This window comes from Sphingobium sp. AS12, from assembly GCF_019097845.1.
Classification (GTDB): domain Bacteria; phylum Pseudomonadota; class Alphaproteobacteria; order Sphingomonadales; family Sphingomonadaceae; genus Sphingobium.
The window spans coordinates 155,554-172,816 of record NZ_JAHRGM010000076.1; the positions used below are offsets into that span (position 1 = coordinate 155,554).

Genomic DNA, 17,263 nt, shown 5'->3' on the forward strand with positions numbered 1-17,263 from the left:
GGAACGTCCCTTATAACCGATCGAGAAAGGAAGGCACCGGTTGCCCGGCGCCTTCCACAGACATCAGAATTTATACGATACGGTCGCCTGGAAGCTGCGCGGCCGTTCGGGCAGGACGATGGTGCTGCCGAACAATTCCGTGAAGTTGGCGCGGAAATATTTTTCGTTGGTCGCATTCTTGACGACAAGGCGGAACAGCCAATTGTCCAGCTGATAGGATGCGCCCAGATCGACCAGCGCATAGCCCGGCAGCTTCACCGCCTGCGACTGGCCAGAAAATACCGAGTCCACCTTCACGACGCTGGCGCTGAGCGCAAGGCCGCTATCGAAGGAATAGGTGCCGGTCAGCGAGTAGAGATTTTCGGGGATACCGGCACGACGCGCATCATTCTTGCTGCCAATCGGCAGCAATGCGCCCGGCTGGCCGCCAAAGATCAGCGACGGGTCCGTCAGACTGGCTTTCAGATCCTCATAGCCCAGGAAGCTGAATGCAGTACCGCTGTCGAGGAAGGTCAGGTTGACGACCTTCGTCTTGGTGTAGGCGCCTGTAATCAGGAAATGGCGATCAACCGACCAGCGGAATTCCGCCTCCAGCCCCTTGGTCTGCACCGACTGGTTGACCGTGGAGGACTGGATATTGTGATCGGTACGTTCCTGCTGGTACACCGACAGCGCAGCATAGAGCTGACCGCCAAGCCAGCTGCCCTTGATGCCGCCTTCAACCATTTTGGAGGCGGTGATGAAGCCGTTGGCGGCCACCGTGCCAGCATCGATTTCCGAACCCTGGCCAGCAATCACCGTCGACTGGCGTGAAGCGGTGGCATAGGGGATCAGGCCAAAGGGCATTTTGTAGGAAGCGCTCGCCGTCCAGGACCAGCCGCCCTTGCTGCCCTTGGCAGAGGTGACGGCGGGCAGGTTGTTCATCTTTGTAGGGATGAAGCTGGAATCGACGCTGATATCATCATATCGGGCACCCAATATGATGCCGAGGCCGAAGTTGAAGTCGAGATCGGCCAGACCCGCAAAGCCATAATCGGTATAATGGCCCTTCAAATAGTTGGAATAATCGCAGTCGCATTCGGTGGAAAGCAGGCGATCAGACAGCGCGTCATAACCCTTGGTCAGATCGACGCGATGGAAATATTCAAAGTTGAAATCATCGCCGTGCAGGAACTTGGTGTAGCGAACCGAGGGCGACACCTGGAAGGAGAATTTGCCCGCACTGCTATCAAAGCTTTTCGAGATGACAATCTTGTCCTCGATCACCCAGCTTTTATGGAACTGGGAAAAGCCGTAACTATTTTCGTTATCATTATCGATGCCGTCATAGAAAAACTGGTTCTTGATCTCCAGTCCGCTATCGGCGTTGAAGATCATGTCGAAATAGGCGGTCTTGGCCTTGTTCACCAGCAGATCATTCTTGCCGGTCAGCACCTTCCTGCGGCTGAGCTTGGTCGTGCCGACATTGGTCAGACCGAGCCAGGGATAGTTGGTCGCATAACAGGCGTCATTGTTGGACGCATTGGCAAAAACGCTGCCGCCGCCGCAGCCGAAGGAACCAAATGGGTTGAAATCGCCGATCGCGCTGAATTCCTGCTGCGACAACTGACCATCGCCATTAGCGTCGACCGGCTGGGCCGATCCGGTGATATAGGTGCCGTTGTCGACCAACGCCTGGGTCAGGCGGTTCCATCCGCCATTTTGCTGGCCGGAATATTTCTGGTACATGCCGCCAAATTCGATACGGAAATTGTCAGTGATCTGGCTGTCGAATGCGGCCTGCAGGATCGTCTGGTTGGTCGACATATTGTCATAATAGCTACCGCTATCCTCGACCTCGGCATAGAGGCTGTAGCCAAATTCGGCCGTGCCGATCTTTGCAGGGCCGCGCAGTTCGGCCTTGAGCACATTGCGGTTCCAGCTGCCGATCGTGTAGCTCAACTCACCCTCCGGCCCGGTCAGCAGCGAGCCATCCTTCACGCGCGCGGATTTCGGCACGAAGTTCATATAGCCGCCGGTCTTGGACGGGCCGTAGATTGGCGAGGCCGGGCCACGGACAATGTCGATCCGGTCCGATGCGCCGATGGGCGTGGGATAGTTGCCAGGATTGTCGAGCCGACGGACACCGCGGAAATAGACTTCGCCGGGCGTGCCGCGAATGTCGAGCGCGCCGCCGACGCCAAAAAAGCTGTTGGTGAAGGTGCCCGGTGCCTGGGCGACGAGATCGTAGATGTCGGTGATGCCGAAGCGCTCAATCTGCTCGCTGCTGACGGTCGAGGCCGAACGGGGCGTTTCCACCAGCGTCTTGGCAAAGCCGAAGATCGATCCGACATCCTTGTCCGGCAGCGCATTGAGCGCGCCGGTCACAATGATTTCATCGCCCGGCGCGGGTGCGTCGACAGGCGCCCCATCCTGTGCCCAGACCGGTGTGGTCAGCGCAGTGCACGCCAGCAAGCCAGCAGCCATCATGCCGAAATGGCGGCCGCGACGACCTAGATGCGGCGTGATGTCGTGCGTGTCCTGCAAGCGGTTAATGTTTGCCATGAATAAGATACCCCCCATTTGAAACAGGGCGGCACATATTGATCGCCCTGCTGTTAAAGCTCCCTGTTCCTCTCCATTTTTGCTGGCGGCTGGATTTCATTGAGAAATTCCAGCCATGTCTCCGCGACAGGCGTATGCCGGGGCCGGACGGACCTAAGGCGTTGGCCCTTCTGGCAACGGTGCGCTGCAACACGCACAGCCCTGATTCCCCCCTGTCGCCGACAGGCGATGTGGTGTGCATTGCAACTAGGGGCTTGACGTGGTGCGATCAAATGCAATGAATTCGACGCAGTGTTGCAAAAAATAGGGTGGGTATGCCGGCGCTTTCACGTTTCTTGCGTTATTTCATAGCGGTAGGCCGATTGGGGTCGATCCGGCGCGCGGCCGATGAGTTGAACGTGTCGGCTTCCGCGATCGATCGGCAGATTCTGAACGTAGAAGCCAATCTGGGGATGCCCCTGTTTGAGCGGTTGCCGACCGGCCTGCGCCTGACGGCAGCGGGTGAAATCATGATGGCCGCTGGCAGCAAATGGCAGAAGAATATGGCCGATGTCCGTGCGCAGATAGAGGATCTGCGCGGGTTGAAACGCGGGCATGTCGATATCGCTGTCATCGACGCGCTGGCGAAGGGCTATGTTCCCGCCGCGATCCAGGCGCTCCAGAGCAAATATCCCGGCATCACCATCGGCGTGCGGGTGCTGGAAAATGATGCCGCACGGCTGGCAACGGTGCGCGGCGAGGTGGATTTCGGCATATTCTTTGAGCCGCAGACGGTGCGCGACCTGGCGGTGCGGTCCTTCGTGGAGGTCGTGCTGGGCTTCGTCACGCCGACCGGCCATCCGCTGGGAGCCAAGAGGGAAGCGCGCTTTTCCAGTTGTGTTGGATCCAGGCTGATCGTGCCGGCCGAACCGTTGGCGGTCTATGAGCAGATTGCGGTGCTGGAGGGGACGACCGGGGTTGTGATCGACCGGGCGGTGTCATCGGACAATATCCAGATGATCACGTCGCTCGTCACCCAGGGCGTGGGCATCGGCGTGCTGACTTCGCTCGACGTGATTACCGAGGTGCGGCGCGGCCTCTTGTCCTTCACCAAGATTTCCGACCCGATATTGCGGCCAATGACGCTGGCGCTCTGCACCGCATCGGCGCGCACGCCATCCTATGCGGCGGGGATCGTGTTGCAGGAAATTGAAAATGGCTTCCCGCAACTGAGCTATCCGATATCGATCGACGGTCCCGCCGTGGCATAAGCGCCTTTCAGCCGATTGCCCAATGCGTGCAGACCCGATAACGGACAGTCTTTCCCGACCGTCAACGGACCTCCCTGTCATGAGCCATACTGCCGAGCCTGTGCTCCACTATATCTCCAACGATGCTTTTGTCGCCGACGTGCAAATGCTGGCGCGGCAGATTGAACAGGGCGACTGGACGCCTGATTTCGTTATAGGCATCGGGCGCGGCGGGCTGGTCCCGGCCGTCTATATCTCGCATCAGACCGAGCTGCCGATGCTCTCGATCGACCATAGTTCCAAAGTGCCGGGCTTTGCCGACGAGCTGCTGGCCAAGGTCGCGGCCAAGAGCGCGGCGGGCCTGCGGCTGCTGTTCATCGACGACATCAACGACAGTGGCGGGACGATCGATTATGTCCGGCGGTTGCTGGCGGACAATGGCTGTAATGGCGACAATCTGCGCTTTGCCGTCATCATCACCAACAGCCGGTCGCGCGTGGCGGTGGACTATTGGGCGCAAATCATCGACCGGGACGAGGACAAGCGCTGGTTCGTTTTCCCCTGGGAAGCGGTGGGTGCCAAGGGCACCATTGTCGAAGAGGCGCTGTCCGTGCCTGAGCGGCTCGCCTGATGCGGATCTGCGTCTATCTCGGTTCCTCGCCCGGCCATTCCCCTGTCTATCGTGAAGCCGCCGAACGGGTCGGCAGGCTGCTGGCGGAGCGTGGCATCGGTCTGGTCTATGGCGGCGGGACTGTAGGGCTGATGGGCGTGATCGCCGACACGGTCTGCGCGGCGGGCGGCGAAGTGATCGGCGTCATTCCCGAAGCGCTGCGCGCGCGCGAACATGACCATCCGGGCATCACGCAACTGCATGTCGTCAAGACCATGCATGAGCGCAAGGCGATGATGGCCAAATTTGCCGATGGCTTCCTGTGCCTGCCGGGCGGCATCGGGACGCTGGAGGAGATATTCGAGGCCTGGTGCTGGTCGCAGCTTGGCTATCATGAAAAGCCGTGCGGACTGCTCAACGTCAACGGATTTTACACGCCGATGTCGACCTTCATCGATTCGGTTGTGGCCGAAGGCTTCCTCCAGCCCCGGCACCGGGCGATGCTGCTAATCGACAACGACCCGGACATATTGCTGGACCGCATGGCGCAATATCTGCCGCCACAGACCGAGCATTGGCTGGGCGCGGACGATCTTTAACCGATCGTATCGATGAGGTCCGGCAGCTCTGCAAGGCGGTCGATCTGGCGGAAGCGGGGATGGTCCGACGGGGGGTCGGCGATTTCATGGACCCAGGCACCTTCCTGCGGGATATACGCGGCCCAGGCACCCGCCTCCAGCGCGGGGCGGATGTCCGATCGCATTGAGTCGCCCGCCATGATGGCTTCGTGGGCGGAAACGCCATATTGGTCGAACACGCGGCGGAAGATGTTTTCGGTCTTGTCGCTGACGATTTCGATGCCGCTGAACAGATCGCCCAGGCCGGAGGCCGCCAGTTTAGATTCCTGGTGCAGCAAATCGCCCTTGGTCACCAGAACGAGCCGCCCTCTATGGGCGAGAGCATCAAGCGTGTCGGCGACATTATCGAACAGATCGACGGGATGCGCCAGCAGTGCGCGCCCGGCCGCCAATATTTCCTCGATCATCGATTTGGATATGTGATCCCCGGCCAGCTCAGTCGCCGTCTCGATCATCGACAAAATGAAACCCTTGGCACCATAGCCATAAAGTTTGAGATTGCGCCCTTCGCAGGCATTAAGCGTATCGCGGGCGATATGGGCGTCGGCGAAAGGCTGGAGCATGGCCACCAGCGCCTCTTCGGTCGCATTGAAATGCCGCATATTGTGCCAGAGCGTGTCGTCCGCATCGAGGCAGATAAGCTTGATCGTCATGGCGCCTACTTTAGCGTCGGATCGACTGGGTGGCGACGGTGATTTTTTTGACAATTGGCCATCAGGCGGACCATCAGGGCTTCCAGCCGGGTGGCGTCGATCGTGCGGATAACGGTGGCGGGCTGCTCGCCAAGGCCGGGGCGATAGGGCGCGAACCAGGAGAGCATGTCGCCATAGCCGGGGCCGAACTGGCTGTTATAATCGACATAGAGCGTCTGCTGGTCGGTCACGAGGGTCGGGTCGAGCCAGACGCCCGCCGCAATCTCGTCCCACAACGGGAAGCCGGGTTCCAGCGCGGCGATGAAGCTGGCAAGGTCGGGGCTGGCGGATTTTGCCATGCGGTCGAGCAGAGCCTTGCTGCGCTGGGTGCCGGTCGAGGGATCGACCGGGACGACGGTGATCGCCTTCCACGGGCTGCGCGCGACGATGCTGGCGGCTTCGGGGTCGAAACGGATGTTGAATTCGCGGCGCGGCGTGTTGACGAATTCGCGGGCGAAATCGGCGGCGGCGCGATTGTCGAGCGCTTGCCGGGGATTGAGCGAGCCGCCCATATAGACGAGTTGCTTCGCCAGGCTGGCAAAGGCAGGATCGAGCCGCTGGGCAAGCGCAAGATTGGTGAGCGGCCCGGCGGCGATGATTGTCACTTCGCCGGGATATTGGCGGACCATGCGGATCAGGAAATTGGCGGCGATCTCGTCGCGTGCCCTGGTCGTCGGATTGCCTTCGGGCAAATCGACCGGATCGTTCGGGCCGAAATAGGGCGGCGTACTTTGCTGGGTCGGTTCGACCCACTGCTTCATCCACGCCCCCTTCCACGTCAGCTTACCGTAGAGGGCTTCCCAGCGATCGGTCAGGACTTCCGAGTTGAGCAGTGGATAGGTTGCACCCTGCACGACCGGCACGTCGGTGCGGTGGGCGATTTCCAGCCCGCGCAGGGCCATAGCGGTAGCGCGATTGGCCCAGGCGTTGCCCGATACGGTGGTGATGCCCAGTACGTCGACGTCCGGCGCCTCCAGCAGCATGAGGTGCATGAGCGCAAAGCCCTCATCGTCGATGATGACCTTGCGCCGGGGCGTATCGGCATGGGCGAGGCCGATGGTCAGGAGCAGCGCGAAGAGCGTGGCAAGCAGCCTCATAGATGGGCGTCCAGTCGTTCGAGATGGGCGGCGATGGCGTCGGCTGGCAGGAAGGAGCCGATGAAGCTGTTGCGGGCGAGTTGGACGAGTTGCGCCCTGGTGAGGCCGCGCGCCGCTGCCGCTGCGCGATAATTGTCGGCGATATAGCCGCCGAAATAGGCGGGATCGTCGGAATTGATCGTGGCGCGCAAGCCAAGGTCCAGCATCCGGTCGATCGGATGGTCGGCCAGATCGGGAACCACGCACAATTTGAGGTTGGAGAGCGGGCAGACGGTGAGCGTCATCCCCTCCCGCACCAGCCGGTCGACCAGCGCATCATCCTCCAGCGCGCGGTTGCCATGGTCGATGCGATCGACATGGAGCAGGTCGAGCGCCTGATAGACATAGGCGGGTGGTCCTTCCTCGCCGGCATGGGCAGTCAGGCGGAGACCTTTGGCGGCGGCGGCAGCGAAAACGCGGGCGAATTTTTCGGGCGGATGGCCGTTTTCGGAGGAATCTAGGCCGACGGCGGCGATCCGGTCGAGCCAGGGGTCGGCGGCGGCCAGCGTCGCGAACGCCGCCTCTTCGCTCAGATGGCGCAGGAAGGAGAGGATGAGCGCGCTGCTGATGCCGTGGCGTGCTTGTGCATCGGCCATGGCCGAGAGCAGTCCTTCGACGACCATGGCAAAGGGAATGCCACGATCGGTATGGGTCTGCGGATCGAACATGAGTTCGGCATGAACGACGCCGTCGGCCGTCGCCCGATCGAAGTAAGCGGCGGCGAGATCGTGGAAATCTTGGCTGGTCCGCAGCACGTCCGCCCCGGCATAATAAATGTCGAGAAAATCCTGCAAGTTACCAAAGGCGTAGGCGGCGCGAACATCCTCCACACTGGCATAGGGGATGGCGACGCCATTGCGTTCGGCAAGGGCGAACATCAGTTCCGGCTCCAGACTACCCTCAATATGGAGATGGAGTTCGGCCTTGGGCAGGGCGCGGATGAAGCTGTCGAGATCGGTCATGATGCTGTGCCTTGTCGGTCCCAGGCGCATTGGCCCAAAATATAGGTCCGCGCGATGACGCGGTCGTCGCCGAGGATTTGCAGCGCGAAGAGACGGTCGGCAAGCGTTGCATTTTCCGTGCGCCGCGCCAGCAGCGGGGTCGCTGCACAGTCGAGCAGGACGAAATCAGCCTCCTGCCCCGGTTCCAGACCGCCGACCCTGTCGTCAATGTGGAGCAGCGCAGCGCCGCCCGCTGTCGCGAGATAGAGGGCGCGGAAGGGATCGAGCGGATCATGGCGCGACAGGGCTGCCTGATAGGCCAGCCCTGCGGTATGGAGCAGCGAGAAGGAGGTACCTGCGCCGACATCGGTGCCAAGGCCGATGCGGACGCCATGGGCGTCGGCCTGCCCAAAATCGAAAAAGCCTGATCCCAGAAACAGGTTGGAACTGGGGCAGACGGCTATCCCCGCCCCGCTTTGGGCCAGGCGGGCACAGGCGCGGTCGGACAAATGGACGCCATGCGCGAACACCGACCGGTCGCCGACCAGACCGAAGCGGTCATAGACGTCGAGATAATCCTGTGCCGCAGGAAAGCGGTCAGCCACGGCGGCACATTCGCGCAGATTTTCAGCCAGATGGGTGTGCAGCAGCACGTCGGGATGATCGGCCAGCAATGCGCCTGCAACCTGCAACTGCGCGTCCGACGAGGTGAGGGCAAAGCGGGGTGTCACCGCATAGCCGAGCCGACCACGGCCACGCCAGCGGCGGATCAGGGCGTCGCTCTCGCTGCGCCCGCTATCGACCGTATCGGCCAGCCCCTCTGGCCCCATATCCATCAATATCTTGCCCGACAGGATGCGCATGTTCCGGTCCAGCGCCGCGTCGAACAGGGCATCGACCGAATGGGCATGGACGGTCGGGAACACGAGCGCGCTGGTCGTGCCGTTGCGCAGCAGTTCGTCCAGAAACAGGCTCGCCGTCCGATCCGCATGGGCGCGGTCGGCAAAGGCTTTTTCAGCCGGGAAGATATGGCGATCGAGCCAGTCGAGCAATTGTTCGCCGTGCGAGGCGATATGGTCCATCTGCGCATAATGGACATGGGCGTCGATGAAGCCAGGGACGATCAGGCCGGGGAGATGCTCGATCGCAAGACCGGGAAAGCGGCCTGCCAGTGTCATATAGTCGCCGCGCGCGACGACGATGCCATCCTCTACCATCAGCAACCCATCTGGTTCGTAGCGGATGGCATCGGGATGATGATGTGGATCGCGCGAGACCGACAGAAGTTCGCCGCGAAAGCCATGAATCGTCATGCCTCCCTTCGTCATGCGACCCTCAGTTGCAGCAGTTGGGCCAGCACGGCGATGGCGATGACATCGGGTTCCTTGCCGGTGACGCCCGGCACCCCGATCGGCGAGGTCAGTCGGGCGCGCGTCTGCGCATCGATGCCGTCACGCGCCAACCGTGCATGAAAGCGCGCACCCTTGGTGGCGGAACCGATCAGGCCGATGAAGGCGCAAGGCGGGCGGCTGAGCGCGGCGTGAGTCAGGCGATAGTCCAGTCCATGGTCGTGAGTCAGGATGAGAATGGCGGCCTCATCGGGCGCGTCGGCCACGCATTGCTCAATTGCGGCTTCGGGCACGACGGCAACGCCATCTATCGTTTCAAACACCGGGCGGGTGTCGAACCAGGACAGGCGCAAGGGCAGATTGGCAGCGTGGCGGGCGATCGCCTGCCCGACATGGCCGGCCCCGAACAGGTAAACAGGCCTTTGATACTGGCCGATGATTTCGGCGAGGCTGTCACCCGCGCGAGGACGATCGCCGCGCGCCGAAAGGCTGGACGGCAGGGCATGATCGTTGACATGCCGTTCCATCCGGTCGGGCAGGAAGGTCGAGACGAGGATGCGCTCGTCGGCGGCATCGGCCAGCCAGTCCATCGCGGCGGGATCGAGATGTTCAATGAGCAGCCGCACCCGCCCGCCGCAACATTGGCCCAGCAGCGGTCCCAACGGATAATCCTGCACCCGCCAATGGCCCGGCGGCAGCGCGAGGATGGCGCGGGCCTGTTCGACCGCGCGATATTCCAGCTGACCACCACCGATCGTGCCATGGAGCGTGTCCGCCGTGACGAGCATCCGCGTCCCCGCCCCGCGCGGCGCGGAGCCTTCGCTCGCGACGATGCTGATCATCGCGCCCGGCGTCCTGCCTGCAACGCTGCGCAGCCAGCCCAGCCACTCGCTCATCGCGCGCGATGCTCCGTCACCGCGCGCAATATGCGTTCGGGGGTGGCAGGGGCGTCGAGGCGCGGGAGTGCGCGGACGTCCGGCGCGACCGCGGCGACGGCGCGGGTCAGCGCGGAAAAGACTGAGATAGCGAGCATGAAGGGGGGTTCGCCGACCGCCTTGGACCGGTTGATGGTCGGTTCGACATTCTCGCCATCCCACAGGCTGATCGTCATATGGGCGGGCCGGTCCGACGCGGTCGGGATTTTGTAGGTGGCGGGCGAATGGGTCAGCAAGTGGCCCTGATCGTCGAACACCAGTTCCTCGGTGGTCAGCCACCCCTGCCCCTGGATGAAGCCGCCCTCAATCTGGCCGATGTCGATCTGCCGATTGAGCGAGCGGCCGACATCGTGGAGGATGTCGACGGCCAGCACCTTATGCTCGCCGGTCAGCGTGTCGATCGCGACTTCCGATACGGCTGCGCCATAGGCGAAATAATAGAAAGGGCGGCCCTGATGCGCTGCGCGATCATAGGCGATGCCGGGGGTTGCATAATAGCCGGTGGCCGCGAGCGAGATGCGGCCGATGTGCGCCTTACGGCAAAGCTGGGCGAAGGTCAGCCGTTCCGCCCCGGCGATGATGCCTTCGGAGGTGAAATGGACTTCCGTGTCGGCGCAGCCAAAGGTGCGGACAAGGAAGCCGGTCAGCCGGTCGCGGATCGTCATCGCCGCTTCGTAGGCGGCCATGCCGTTGAGGTCCGCGCCCGACGAGGCGGCAGTGGCGGACGTATTGGGCACCTTGTCGGTGCGGGTGGCGGTGATCCGCACTTTGTCGATCGGCACGGCGAACACGTCGGCGACGACCTGCGCCACCTTGATATAAAGCCCCTGCCCCATTTCCGTGCCGCCATGGTTGATCTGGATCGACCCGTCGGCATAGACCAGTACCAGCGCCCCGGCCTGGTTCAAATGGGTGGTGGTGAAGCTGATCCCGAATTTGACCGGGGTGAGGGCGATGCCCTTCTTGATGATCGGGCTGGTCGCGTTAAAGGCGTCGATCGCGGCGATGCGGGCGTCATAGCGGGCGTCGGCGCGCAGCCGGGCGATGAGTTGGGGCGCGATATTGTCCGCGATCGTCATGCCATAGGGCGCGACATCGCGACCGGGGCCGTAGAGATTGAGGCAACGGACCGCCAGCGGATCATGGCCCAGATGCGCGGCAATGTCGTCCATCACCCGCTCGATCGCCAGCATCCCCTGCGGGCCGCCAAAACCGCGAAAGGCGGTGTCGGACACGGTGTTGGTTTTCAGCCGCTCGGACAGGATTTCGACGTCGGGTAGCCAGTAGCAATTGTCGGCATGGAACATCGCCCGGTCGTTGATCGCCGGGGACAGATCGACCGTGGCACCGCAACGGGAGGCAAGGCGCAGCTGGAGAGCCAGCACATGGCCCGAAGCATCGAAGCCGACATCATAGGAGACGCGGAAGGCATGGCGCTTGCCGGTCATCACCATGTCATCGTCCCGGTCGCAGCGGAATTTCGCGGGACGTGCGGTCTTGTCCGCCACCAGCGCGGCGGCAGCGGCGAACAGGGCAGCCTGCGTCTCCTTGCCGCCAAAGGCGCCACCCATGCGCCGCACCTCCACCGTCACGTCGGCGGAATTGAGATGGAGCATATGGGCGATCAGATGCTGGACTTCGCTGGGATGCTGGGTTGAACTGAGTACATGGATCTGGCCATCTTCGCCCGGCGTTGCGACCGCAACCTGCCCCTCCAGATAGAAATGATCCTGCCCGCCCATGTCGAAACCGCCGGTCAGGCGGTGGGGCGCGGTAGCCAGCGCGGCATCGGCGTCACCGCGCGCCATGCGCTGGGTCGGTTCGATCAGTGAATTGGCCGCCTGTGCCGCCTCGATCGTCAGGCAGGCGGGGAGCGGTTCATAATCGATCTTGCCGAGCCGCGCGGCCTTGCGTGCAGCGTGCTGGCTGGTGGCGGCGACCAGGAAGATGGCTTGTCCGACGCAGATGACTTCGCCATCGGCCAACAGCCGGTCATCGCCCGCCACCGGGCTGACATCGTTCGCGCCGGGGATGTCGGCAGCGGTAAAGACGTGGACCACGCCTTTGGCCGCACGGACGGCCGACAAGTCCATGGCGCGGATGCGGGCATGGGCTTGGGCGCTCTGACCAAAGGCGAGGTGGAGCATGTCGGCGGGTTCCGGCCCGTCATCGGCATAGCGGGCGGTGCCGGTGACGTGCAGATGCGCGCTGTCATGCGGGTGCGAGGGCTTGGACAGCACACGCCATGCGGGATCGCGATCAGCCATGGACTGCGTCCAGACTGAGTACCGACACGGCCTGCCCCTGCTCCCGGTGCCACAGGCGCAGCAGCAGATTGGCGGCGGCGTCGAGGCGGTAGGCGGCGGAGCCGCGCACGTCGCTGAGCGGGGCATAATCAGTGCGGAGGGCTGCGGCAGCCTGTTCCATCGTCGCCAGCGTGAAAGGCCGGCCAACCAGCGCGGCTTCGCATAGCGGCGCGCGGCGCGGTGTAGCCGCCATGCCGCCAAAGGCGATGCGCGCGGCGGTGACGGTCCCTTCATCCACGGTCAGGTGAAAGGCACCGCAAACCGCCGAAATATCGCTGTCGAAGCGGCGTGACAATTTGGCGATGTGAATGATGGCATCCGGGCCGGGGCGGGGAATCCACAGGCTTTCGACAAATTCCCAGGGGCGGCGGTCCTGCTTGCCATAGTCGAGAAAATACTCCTCCAACGGCATCGTCCGCCGCCCGTCGCGGCTGCGCAGGGTCAGTTCCGCGCCCAGAGCGATGAAGGCAGGCGGGCCGTCGCCGATCGGCGATCCATTCGCGATATTCCCGCCGACCGTTCCGGCATTGCGGACCTGCAAGCCGCCGATGCGGCGGGTCAGTTCGCCAAGGTCTGGGTGGAGGCGCGTAAAGGCGGCATGGGCGTCGGCATAGCGCACGCCAGCGCCCAGCCGGACGCCAGCAGGGCTTTCCTCTATCGCCTGCAATTCGGCAATGTCGCCCAGGAAGATCAGCGTGTCGATGCTACGCAGCCCTTTCGTCACCCACAGGCCGACATCGGTGGCCCCCGCAACCATGCGCGCGTCGGGATGGTTGGCGAGCAGGTCGGCCAGTGCGGCACCACTGCGCGGCGCGAACCAGCGGCGCTCGCCATGCTGGCCGGACGCGGCGGGCCTGTCGCGCAGAGCCTTGAGCGCCGCGACGGTCGCTATGTCGTCGCGTTCCAGCGGGCCGGTGGCATCGGCAGCGGCGAGGATCGGACCATAGCCGGTGCAGCGGCACAGATTGCCCGCCAGCACATCGGCGACCGGCAGGTCATGGCCGCTGGCCCCGACACATCGGCCATAGAGCGACATGACGAACCCCGGCGTGCAGAAGCCGCATTGCGAACTGCCATTTGTGGCCATGCAGGCCTGAAGCGGGGTCAGCGCGCCGTCGGGGGCCAGGCTTTCCACGGTCAGCAGCGCGCGGCCGTGCAGCATCGGCAGGAACAGGATGCAGGCATTGACCGCGCGCCAGGCGATGGCATCCCCCACCAGATCGCCCAGCAGCACGGTGCAGGCACCGCAGTCACCCTCGGCGCAGCCTTCCTTCGTGCCGGTGCGGCGCATGGCGTAGCGCAGATGATCGAGCAGGGTGGCGGTGGGATCAATGTCGGCGATCTCGACCAGATCGCCGTCCAGCAGGAAGCGCACGCTCACCTCAGCTCCCCCGATAGGTCGAATAGCCATAGGGCGAGACGAGCAAGGGGACGTGATAATGGGCTTCGTCCGCGATGCCGAAGTCGAGGACGATAATGTCGAGGAAGGGCGGATCGGGCAAGTCGACGCCCCGCCCGGCGAAATAGGGTGCAACCGCAAATTCCAGCCGGTAGCGGCCCTGCGCGAGCGCAGGCAGACCGGGGCAGCGGCCATCCGCGTCGGTAGCAGCAGCGAAGAGCATCGCCCCGTCGCCGTCGAGCAGGCGGAGCGCGACCCCGGCGGCGGGGCAGCCATGGCTGGTGTCGAGGACATGGGTGGACAGGCTGGCCATCATGCCGCCTCCTCTTTCGGTTTTGGCCATTGCCCGACAAATTCCGCCTCGTCATAGGCGAGCAGATCGGCGACCAGCGCGGTGCGATCATCGAGGAAAAGCTGGTCGGTGACACCGCGCAGCAGCCGCGGCAGCGCGGTTTGCAGGCCCGACAAAGCGGAGGCGGAGAGGCCCAGGCTGATGAGCGCGGAATAGTTGAAGGCGAACAGGCCGTGCAGCGCATCGCCCTGCCCTTCCTCGCGCGGGGTCAGCTCAAAACCCTCACCGAGATAGGGATGCGCGTCGATCAGCGCGTTCGAGCTACCCGGCGGTGGCGTGTAGCGATCGGCCCAGCGGGCGATGCTTGATGCCAGGGCGGCAAGTTCCGGGCGCAGGCCGGGGTCGCTCAGCAGGCCGGTGGACAGGACCACAAAGTCGAACATGAAATTGCCCACGGGCGTCGTCACATGGACGCCGCCGTCGCGTTGTTCCACCGCCGTCCAGGGCGCGCCCAGATGCAGCGCGAAGCCGGGCCAGCTCGCCGCGCGATCGAACGTATCGTTGGTGGGCGGCTGGTTGTGACCGAGGAAGCTGGCCATCACCGAATATTTATCCGCGTCTGACAGCGCAGGATAGCGGCCGGTGAAGCCGACCTGCTCCATGAAGCGGATCGGGTTGATGCGCGGCAGTAGTGGGCGGCGAATGAAAACATGCGCCTCACCCACACCAAGGCCGAGCGCGGCATTGGCATTGTCGAAGGCCGACGCGCCCCCGCCCAATATGCCGATGCGCTTGCCCCTGAGCGCGGCGAAGTCGATCGGTTCGCTGGTATGGGCATAAAGGCTGCGTGGCAAAGCGTCGCGGATCATGGCGGGGGTATGCCATTCGCCGCCGCCCTGTATGCCGGTGGCCAGCACCACCTTGCGCGCCAGCAGCGGCGGCTGGCCATCGAGATGCAGGCGGTGGAGGCCATCGCCCAGCGGCTCGATGAGGGTGAGTTTCGTGTCGTTGCGCACCGGGAGGTTCAAAACACGGCGATACCAGCGCAGATAGGCCATCCAGTCGCCGCGCGCGATCTTGTCGACCGCCTCCCAGCCCGCTGCGCCATGCTGCGCTTCCCACCAGGCGCGATAGCTGAGCGCTGGAATGCCGAAATCGATGGGGTTGAGGTTCTTCGGCGTGCGCAGGGTGATCATCCGCGCATAAGTGTCCCACGGCCCTTCCAGCCCGGCGGGGTTCTCGTCGATGACAAGGATGTTGGAAACCCGTTCGCGCAGCAGGCCGAAGGCGGCGGCCAGACCGCTCTGCCCGCCGCCGACGATGACGACATCATGGACATGGCCCTGTGAATGGGCGCGCGGCCGGGTCCAGTCGGTGCCGCCATGGCCGATCAGGACGAGTTGGCGGGCGAGATCGGATTCCAGCGCGGGCAGGCCGATGACGCTCATGCCATGTCCCCCAACCGCAACCGGACGATCTCGCCGATCTGGGCGAGTGCGGTTGCGATCTCTTCGTCGCGACCATGCCCCAGGCGCTGTTCCATGGCGGCCAATATACCCGCCTTGTCGGTCAATCGCACGCAGATGATGAAGGGAAAGTCGAAGCGTTCCCGGTAAGCGGCGTTGAGGGCGTGGAAGCGGTCATATTCCTGTTGGGTCAGGCGGTCCAGACCGGCCGAGGCCTGCTCCGCCGCCGACGCATCGGTCAGCGTCCTGTCGATCGCCGCCTTGCCCGCCAGTTCAGGGTGGGCGCGGATCAGCGCCAATTGCTCGTCCGGCGTGGCGTCATGGACGACGGCCATCAGATCGGCATGACGGTCACCCGATGCGGGCCGTGCGTCGGCGCGCGCCTCGACCCAGGGACTATGTTCAAACAGCGCAGTCAATGCGTGTTGCCCTCCAGGCTGACATGGGCGGAGACGACCTTCCAGCCATCGGCGAACTTGACCCAGCTCTGGGTCTGGCGGCCGCGCCGGTCGCTATTTTCGCGGAAAAATTCAGCGTCGGCGGTGGCAAAGCTGTCGCCATACACCGTGATGGAGACCTTCCCCAGCTTGCGTTGGGGGGAGCCGCCGCGACCTTTACGAAATGCGCGGATTTCCTCGATGCCGTACAATACTTCGCCCACGCCATAGCGGTTGGTGGTCGGCGCATCGTGGAACAGCGCGTCCATGGCAGGCACATCGTCCGCCATCAGCGCGCGCTCATATTCGGCGAAGGCGACGGTCATTTCGGCGAGCAGGATCGGATCATCTATGGTCATGCGGGGTGGACCTCCATCCAGTGGCGGGCAATGTCGATGCGGCGGGCGACCCAGGCGGCGTCGCTGGCGATGACATGGTCGAGAAAGCGGGCGAGCGCGGCGGCGCGGGCCGGTCGCCCGGCGATGCGGCCATGCAGGCCGACCGACATCATCCGGCCACCCTCTGCGCGGAGCTGGTCGAACGTGTCGCGCAGATAGCGAAAGAACTGCTCGCCATCGGTGAAGCCGTTGAGCGCTACGCACTTCATATCGTTGGCGTCGAGTGTATAGGGGACGATCAGCTGCCCTTCTGCATAATAGGGCAGGTCATCCGCATAGCTGTCGGCATCATAAACGAAGCCGCCTTCCTCCCGCACCAGCCGCGCGGTATTGGGCGACGTGCGGCCCTGATACCAGCCGAGGGGGCGCGCGCCGGTCAGGCGGGTATGGAGGGCGATGGCCTCCGCGATATGGGCGCGCTCTATTTCCTCGGGCACATATTGATAGTCGATCCATTTGAGACCGTGGCTGGCAATTTCCCAATCGGCCGCCAGCATCGCATCGACTGCCGCCCGGTTCATCGCCATGGCATTGGCCACGCCGAATATGGTGACGGGCAGGCCGCGCTCGGTGAACAGGCGATGTAGCCGCCAGAAACCGGCGCGACTGCCATATTCGTAGAGGCTTTCCATCGCCATCGCGCGCGCGGGATGGCTGGCGGCACCGACCATTTCGGACAGGAACGCTTCGGACCCGGCATCACCGTTCAGAACGCTATTTTCCGCGCCTTCCTCATAATTGACGACGAACTGGACAGCGATGCGCGCACCACCGGGCCAGCGCGGGTCGGGTGGTGTCTGGCCATAGCCGATAAGGTCGCGGCTCATGAATGCCTCTCCGGGGCAAATCCTCCCCTGCAAGGGGAGGGGGACCGCCAGCGAAGCTGGTGGT

The 17,263-nt window shown here is 63.6% G+C and carries 16 protein-coding genes; 3 read left to right on the forward strand and 13 right to left on the reverse strand.

Annotated elements, in window-relative coordinates; all coding sequences use genetic code 11:
• Nucleotides 1-63 precede the first annotated feature (63 nt).
• Complete coding sequence (locus KRZ98_RS21870; RefSeq protein WP_217675301.1) at nt 64-2,544, reverse strand: TonB-dependent siderophore receptor; 2,481 nt, start codon at nt 2,542-2,544, stop codon at nt 64-66.
• 314 nt (nt 2,545-2,858) lie between these two features.
• Here KRZ98_RS21870 and KRZ98_RS21875 point away from each other — a divergent pair, with 314 nt between their 5' ends.
• From KRZ98_RS21875 to KRZ98_RS21885, 3 genes are all read left to right on the forward strand, one after another.
• Nucleotides 2,859-3,794 (forward strand): LysR family transcriptional regulator, encoded by a 936-nt coding sequence (locus KRZ98_RS21875; protein ID WP_037488592.1) that lies wholly within the window; start codon nt 2,859-2,861, stop codon nt 3,792-3,794.
• Nucleotides 3,795-3,873: 79 nt separating this feature from the next.
• Nucleotides 3,874-4,404, forward strand: a complete 531-nt coding sequence (locus KRZ98_RS21880) for a phosphoribosyltransferase (RefSeq protein WP_217675302.1) — start codon at nt 3,874-3,876, stop codon at nt 4,402-4,404.
• Nucleotides 4,404-4,982, forward strand: coding sequence for a TIGR00730 family Rossman fold protein (locus tag KRZ98_RS21885; RefSeq protein ID WP_006950925.1), 579 nt, complete (start codon nt 4,404-4,406; stop codon nt 4,980-4,982). The genes KRZ98_RS21880 and KRZ98_RS21885 overlap by 1 nt, the downstream gene beginning before the upstream one ends.
• Here KRZ98_RS21885 and KRZ98_RS21890 read toward each other — a convergent pair.
• From KRZ98_RS21890 to puuE, 12 genes are read right to left on the reverse strand one after another with little or no spacing between them, the layout of a single operon-like run.
• Nucleotides 4,979-5,674 carry an HAD family hydrolase gene (locus KRZ98_RS21890; protein WP_217675303.1) on the reverse strand — a complete coding sequence of 232 codons (696 nt, stop codon included), beginning with the start codon at nt 5,672-5,674 and terminating at the stop codon, nt 4,979-4,981. The genes KRZ98_RS21885 and KRZ98_RS21890 overlap by 4 nt on opposite strands.
• Before the next feature lie 5 nt (nt 5,675-5,679).
• Nucleotides 5,680-6,810: a nucleoside hydrolase gene (locus KRZ98_RS21895; protein WP_217675304.1), complete on the reverse strand. Its 1,131-nt coding sequence runs from the start codon at nt 6,808-6,810 to the stop codon at nt 5,680-5,682.
• Nucleotides 6,807-7,811: an adenosine deaminase gene (locus KRZ98_RS21900; RefSeq protein ID WP_217675305.1), complete on the reverse strand. Its 1,005-nt coding sequence runs from the start codon at nt 7,809-7,811 to the stop codon at nt 6,807-6,809. Before KRZ98_RS21900 ends, KRZ98_RS21895 begins: the two co-directional genes overlap by 4 nt.
• Complete coding sequence (gene guaD / locus KRZ98_RS21905) at nt 7,808-9,103, reverse strand: guanine deaminase (protein WP_254798776.1); 1,296 nt, start codon at nt 9,101-9,103, stop codon at nt 7,808-7,810. Before guaD ends, KRZ98_RS21900 begins: the two co-directional genes overlap by 4 nt.
• 11 nt (nt 9,104-9,114) lie before the next feature.
• Nucleotides 9,115-10,035 (reverse strand): xanthine dehydrogenase accessory protein XdhC, encoded by a 921-nt coding sequence (gene xdhC / locus KRZ98_RS21910; RefSeq protein WP_006950938.1) that lies wholly within the window; start codon nt 10,033-10,035, stop codon nt 9,115-9,117.
• A complete protein-coding gene (xdhB, locus tag KRZ98_RS21915) occupies nt 10,032-12,341 on the reverse strand; it encodes a xanthine dehydrogenase molybdopterin binding subunit (protein WP_217675307.1) in 2,310 nt (769 codons plus the stop codon). The genes xdhC and xdhB overlap by 4 nt, the downstream gene beginning before the upstream one ends.
• Nucleotides 12,334-13,761 carry a xanthine dehydrogenase small subunit gene (gene xdhA / locus KRZ98_RS21920; RefSeq protein ID WP_217675308.1) on the reverse strand — a complete coding sequence of 476 codons (1,428 nt, stop codon included), beginning with the start codon at nt 13,759-13,761 and terminating at the stop codon, nt 12,334-12,336. The genes xdhB and xdhA overlap by 8 nt, the downstream gene beginning before the upstream one ends.
• A gap of 1 nt (nt 13,762) precedes the next feature.
• Complete coding sequence (gene uraH / locus KRZ98_RS21925; protein ID WP_196805580.1) at nt 13,763-14,092, reverse strand: hydroxyisourate hydrolase; 330 nt, start codon at nt 14,090-14,092, stop codon at nt 13,763-13,765.
• Entirely contained in the window at nt 14,092-15,519 is a 1,428-nt protein-coding gene (locus tag KRZ98_RS21930) for an FAD/NAD(P)-binding protein (RefSeq protein WP_217675309.1), read from the reverse strand. The genes uraH and KRZ98_RS21930 overlap by 1 nt, the downstream gene beginning before the upstream one ends.
• A complete protein-coding gene (uraD, locus tag KRZ98_RS21935) occupies nt 15,516-15,956 on the reverse strand; it encodes a 2-oxo-4-hydroxy-4-carboxy-5-ureidoimidazoline decarboxylase (protein ID WP_217675310.1) in 441 nt (146 codons plus the stop codon). The genes KRZ98_RS21930 and uraD overlap by 4 nt, the downstream gene beginning before the upstream one ends.
• Entirely contained in the window at nt 15,953-16,333 is a 381-nt protein-coding gene (gene hpxZ / locus KRZ98_RS21940; protein WP_217675311.1) for an oxalurate catabolism protein HpxZ, read from the reverse strand. The genes uraD and hpxZ overlap by 4 nt, the downstream gene beginning before the upstream one ends.
• Nucleotides 16,330-17,199, reverse strand: a complete 870-nt coding sequence (gene puuE, locus KRZ98_RS21945) for an allantoinase PuuE (RefSeq protein WP_217675312.1) — start codon at nt 17,197-17,199, stop codon at nt 16,330-16,332. Before puuE ends, hpxZ begins: the two co-directional genes overlap by 4 nt.
• Nucleotides 17,200-17,263 lie beyond the last annotated feature (64 nt).